Annotated in this window: 3 protein-coding genes and 1 pseudogene; all 4 read right to left on the bottom strand. The window is 63.6% G+C overall.

Annotated features, from left to right (window positions below; translation table 11 throughout):
- Positions 1 to 921, bottom strand: a pseudogene (locus EOA60_RS17005) (1,4-alpha-glucan branching enzyme); the annotation flags it as partial.
- A gap of 114 nt (positions 922 to 1,035) precedes the next feature.
- Complete coding sequence (locus EOA60_RS17000; protein WP_127335422.1) at positions 1,036 to 3,498, bottom strand: glycogen/starch/alpha-glucan phosphorylase; 2,463 nt, start codon at positions 3,496 to 3,498, stop codon at positions 1,036 to 1,038.
- Between the two features lie 149 nt (positions 3,499 to 3,647).
- Positions 3,648 to 4,430, bottom strand: a complete 783-nt coding sequence (locus EOA60_RS16995; protein WP_066997791.1) for an ATP-binding cassette domain-containing protein — start codon at positions 4,428 to 4,430, stop codon at positions 3,648 to 3,650.
- 2 nt (positions 4,431 to 4,432) lie between these two features.
- A partial coding sequence (locus EOA60_RS16990) for an ABC transporter permease (protein ID WP_164899361.1) occupies positions 4,433 to 5,393 on the bottom strand: 961 nt, incomplete at its 5' end.

Below are 5,393 nucleotides of genomic sequence, written 5' to 3'. Positions count from 1 at the left end.
GGGGTGCTCCGAGATCGGAAGGAACTCGATATGGGTGAAGCCGGTTTCGACCACGTAGGGGATCAGCTGCGCGGCGAGCTCGTCCCAGGTGAGGAAGGTGCCGTCATCGCGGCGCTGCCACGAGCCGGCATGGACCTCGTAGATCGAGATCGCCTCGCGCCGCGGATCGGCCTTCTGCCAGAAGCTGCGATGGGCCTCGTCGCCCCATTGATGCGCGATCGGCGGCGCCGTCACCGAAGCGGTCGCCGGGCGCAGCTCGGACTCGAAGGCGAACGGATCGGCCTTGAGGGGCAGGCGCACGCCGTCGGGACCGATGATCTCGAACTTGTAAGGCTGGCCGGCGCCGAGGTCCGGAATGAACAGCTCCCAGATGCCGGTGTCCTTGCGGTCGCGCATGGTGTGCCGGCGGCCGTCCCAGTCGTTGAAGGCGCCAACCACCGAGACGCGCCGGGCATTGGGCGCCCATACCGCGAAATGCACCCCGGTGGCCCCCTCATGCTCGATGATATGGGCGCCGAGCTTGTCGAAGAGCCTCAGGTGTGAGCCCTCCGCCATGTAGTAGTCGTCCATCGGGCCTAGCACCGGGCCGAAGGAATAAGGGTCGGTCAGCCACCAGTCGCCGCCGGCATTCCTCGCGTGATAGCGCAACGGCTGACGCTTGCGGATCGAAAGCTTGCCCTCGAAGAAGCCGGCATCGTTGCTGCGCACGAGTTCCCCGGCTTCCTTGCCGGTGAGCGTATAGGCGGTGACGCATTCGGCATTGGGTACGAAGCAGCGGGCGACTAAGCCCTTGCCGGCCGCGTGCACACCCAGAATTGCAAAGGGATCGCCATGCGTTCCGGCGACAATGGCCGCGACATCGCCGGCTGGCGCCAGTCCGTCCGGCCCGCTTGGTGCAGCGGTCGCGCGCGGCTTCCTCATCAGGCGGCGTCCCTCCCTGGGAACTATTCTGGTTTGTGCATATGTTGGCCAAAACCGCTAGGCACTTTTGGGCGACATGCACGTCCACGTTGTCGGCGGCCTCATGCAATCACATCAGACAGGTACGTTCCAGATTTCTTTCGCGTATTGGCGAATGGTGCGATCGGACGAGAACCAGCCGACGCGGGCGACATTGCGGATGGCGCGCGAGTACCAGTCGGGACTGTTGCGCCAGAGATCGTCGACCTCGCGCTGGCAGGCGGCGTAGGAGTCGAAATCGGCCGCCACCATGAACCAGTCGCTCTGATAAAGGCCGTTCATGAGGTCGCGGTAGCGGTTGGGATCGTCAGGCGAGAAGACGCCGGAGGAGATCGCCGACACCGCCTGCGACAACTCCGGCGAGGACGCGATCACGCCGCGCGGATTGTAGCCGTTGTCGCGGCGTTCGGCGACCTCGGCGGTGGTGAGGCCGAAGATGAAGATGTTGTCGTCGCCGACGCGCTCCTTGATCTCGACATTGGCGCCGTCGAGCGTGCCGATGGTCAAGGCGCCGTTGAGGGCAAACTTCATGTTGCCGGTGCCGGAAGCCTCCATACCGGCGGTCGAGATCTGCTCGGAAAGATCGGCCGCCGGCATCATCACCTCGGCGAGGCTGACATTGTAGTTCGGCACGAACACAACCTTGAGCAGGCCGCGCGTCGAGGGATCGCCGTTGATCACCCGGGCGACGTCGTTGGCCAGTTTGATGATGAGCTTGGCGTTGTGGTAGCTCGGCGCCGCCTTGCCGCCGAAGAATTTAACCCGCGGCATCCAGTCCCGCTCGGGATGCGAGCGGATCTGGTCGTAGAGCGCGATCGCCTCCAGAATGTTGAGCAATTGGCGCTTGTATTCGTGGATGCGCTTGACCTGGATGTCGAACAGCGCTGAAGGATCGAGCCTGATGCCGAGCCGGTCGGCGACCAGGTTTGCAAGCCTCACCTTGTTCTGGCGCTTCACGGCGGCAAACTTCTCGCGGAAAGCGGAGTCGCCGGCAAGAGGATCGAGATCCTTGATCGCTTCGATGTCGTCCATGAAGCAGTTCCCGATCGCTTCGCGGGCAAGCGCGGTCAGGCCGGGATTGCACTGGATCAGCCAGCGCCTGGGCGTGATGCCGTTGGTCTTGTTGTTAATGCGGTCGGGATAGAGCTTGTGGAGATCGGCAAACACCGTCTCCTTCATCAGATCGGTGTGCAGCGCCGAGACGCCGTTGATCGAATGCGAGCCGACGAAAGCGAGATTGCCCATGCGCACGCGGCGGTCGCCATTTTCCTGGATCAGCGAGATGCGGGCGATCTGCTCGCCCGAGAATTTTCCGGTGGCCCGCGCCTCCAGGAGAACCTGGGCATTGATGGCGTAGACGATCTGCATGTGGCGCGGCAACAGACGCTCGAACAGCGGCACCGGCCAGCTTTCCAACGCCTCCGGTAGCAGCGTGTGGTTGGTGTAGGCGAAGGTGCGCTTGGTGATGTCCCAGGCAAGGTCGAAATCCATGCCGTGAACGTCCATCAGAAGCCGCATCAGCTCCGGCACGGCGACGGCCGGATGGGTGTCGTTCAGGTGGATCGCGGCCTTGTCGGGCAACGATCTCAGGTCGCCGTACTGGCTGAGATGCCGCTGGACGATGTCCTGCAGCGAAGCAGTCGAGAAGAAATATTCCTGGCGCAGCCGGAGCTCCTGCCCGGCCATGTGCGAGTCGGCCGGATAGAGAACGCGCGACAGCGCGTCGGCCTTGTTGCTTTCGGCGAGCGCGCCGATGTGGTCGCCGGCATTGAACTTGTCGAGCAGAATCGGGTCGATCGGCATGCCGGACCACAGCCGCAGCGTGTTGACGCGCTTGGCGCGCCAGCCCGCGACCGGCGTGTCATAAGCGACCGCCAGCACATGCTCGTTGGGCCTCCAGACATGGCGCTCCAGGCGGCCGTCCTTTGAGGTGATCGATTCCACCGAACCGCCGAAGCCGACCTCGAAGGAACGTTCGCGCCGCTCGAACTCCCATGGGTTGCCATGGTCGAGCCAGGTTTCCGGCAACTCGACCTGCCAGCCGTCATGGATCTCCTGCCGGAACATGCCGTTGGCGTAGCGGATGCCGTAGCCGTGGGCGGGGATATCGACCGTGGCCATGCTTTCCATGAAGCAGGCGGCCAGCCGGCCGAGACCGCCATTGCCGAGGGCTGCGTCCGGTTCAAGGCCGGCGATCAAGTCGAGATCCACGCCGAGCGATGCCAGCGCCTCGCGCATGTTCTCCATCAGGCCGAGATTGGAGAAGGCGTCGCGCATCAGGCGCCCGATGAGGAATTCGAGCGAGAGATAGTAGACGCGCTTTTCCTGCTGGTCGTAGGCTTCCTTGGTCGCCTGGATCCAGTGATCGACGACGCGGTCGCGCACCACCTTGATCGAGGCGGTCAGCCAGTCATATGGCGTTGCGACGGTGGTGTCCTTGCCGACCCGGTACTTGAGCGACATCAGGACTTCCTCGGCGAGCGTCCTGGGATCGGGGTGGTCGAGAGCGGGGGCTTCGATCGTCATGGCGGGTTTCATATCGCCTCTCGTTCGGTTGGCCTGATCATAGCGGCTTTCACCGTTTCTCCTACCCCAGTTTGCCGCGCTGCAGCATATATTGTTAAATCGATTTAGGACGGAGTGTCCATCCGATGCACCTGCGGCCAATTACCATGGTGGGGCGGAGATCAGGCCGCCAGCGCGTCCTCCGGCGGCTTCTTGGCGCCGGTCATGAGCGCGACGGCATCCGACATCGAAATCTGCTTCGGATCGACGACGCATAGACGCCGTCCAAGCCGGTGGATGTGGATGCGATCGGCGACCTCGAAGACATGCGGCATGTTGTGCGAGATGAGCACGATCGGCAGGCCGCGCTTCTTGACGTCGAGGATCAGCTCGAGGACGCGGCGACTTTCCTTGACACCGAGCGCCGCCGTCGGTTCGTCCATGATCACCACCTTCGATCCGAAGGCGGCGGCGCGAGCCACGGCGACGCCTTGGCGCTGGCCGCCCGAAAGCGTCTCCACCGCCTGGCTGATGTTCTGGATGGTCATCAGGCCGAGTTCGGTCAGCTTGTCGCGGGCGCGCTTTTCCATCGCCGGACGATCCAGCATGCGGAACCAGCTGCCGAGCGGACCCGGTTTGCGGATCTCGCGGCCGAGAAACATGTTGTCGGCGATCGACAGCGCCGGCGACAATGCCAGGTTCTGGTAGACGGTCTCGATCCCCGCCTCGCGGGCCTCGATGGGCGATTTGAACTGGACCTGCTTGCCGTCCAGCTCAATCACCCCTTCATCGGGATGCACGGCGCCGGAGATCGCCTTGATGAGCGTCGACTTGCCGGCGCCGTTGTCGCCGATCACGGCCAGGATTTCACCCGGGTAGAGATCGAAGTCGCAGTTGTTGAGCGCGGTCACGCGGCCGTAGCGCTTGGTTAGACCGCGCGCGGTGAGAACAGCCTGCTGGGTCATGGTTACACCGAAACCTTTCTGATCCACTGGTCGATCGCCACGGCGCCGATAATCAGGACACCGGTGAGCAGCACTTTCCATTGCGGGTCAGCGCCCAGCATGTTGAGGCCCATCGAGACGACGCCGACGATCATGGCGCCGAACAGCGTGCCGAGGATGGAGCCGCGGCCGCCAAAGAGCGAGATGCCCCCGATCACGGTCGCGGTGATCGCTTGCAGATTGTAGTCGGTGACGGCGGCGGACGGCGAGATCGAGCCGTTGCGGCCGATCGACACCCAGGCAGCGAAGGCGGCGATCAGACCGGCAAGCGTATAGACGGCCATCAGCACAGACTTGGTCTGGATACCGGAGAGTTTCGCCGCTTCCGGGTCGTCGCCGACGGCATAGACATGGCGGCCCCACGCCGTGTGGTTGAGCACATACCACAAGAGCAGCACCAACAGGACCATGGCGATGACGCCGGCCGTCAGCACGGCGGAGCCGACCCTGAAGCTCAGCGCGAAGAGATGCAGCAGCGGCGCCTGAGCGTCGACATCGGCGTCGCGGATCGTCTCATTGGCCGAGTAGATGAAATTGGTGGCCATGACGATGTTCCAGGTGCCCAGTGTCACGATGAAGGGCGGCAATTTCATATAGGCGACCAACAAGCCGTTGAGCATGCCGCAAACCGCGCCTGCGCCAAGCCCAAGCACCACGGCCAGGATTGTCGGCATGCCATAGGTGATGGCGCAGTTGCCCATGACCACCGCCGAGATGACCATCACCACGCCGATCGAAAGATCGATGCCGGCGGTCAGGATGACCAGCGTCTGGGCAGCGCCCAGGATGCCGACGATGGCGATCTGCTGCAGGATCAGCGTCAGCGTGTAGGACGAAAAGAAGCGGCCGCCGATGGCAACGCCAAAGATGATGACCGACAGCACCAGCACGATCAGCGGCACCGCCGCCGGCGTGGAGTGCAGG

The sequence above is a fragment of the Mesorhizobium sp. M1A.F.Ca.IN.020.06.1.1 genome, from assembly GCF_004023265.1.
Lineage (GTDB): Bacteria > Pseudomonadota > Alphaproteobacteria > Rhizobiales > Rhizobiaceae > Mesorhizobium.
This window is presented reverse-complemented; position numbering and strand designations above follow the sequence as displayed.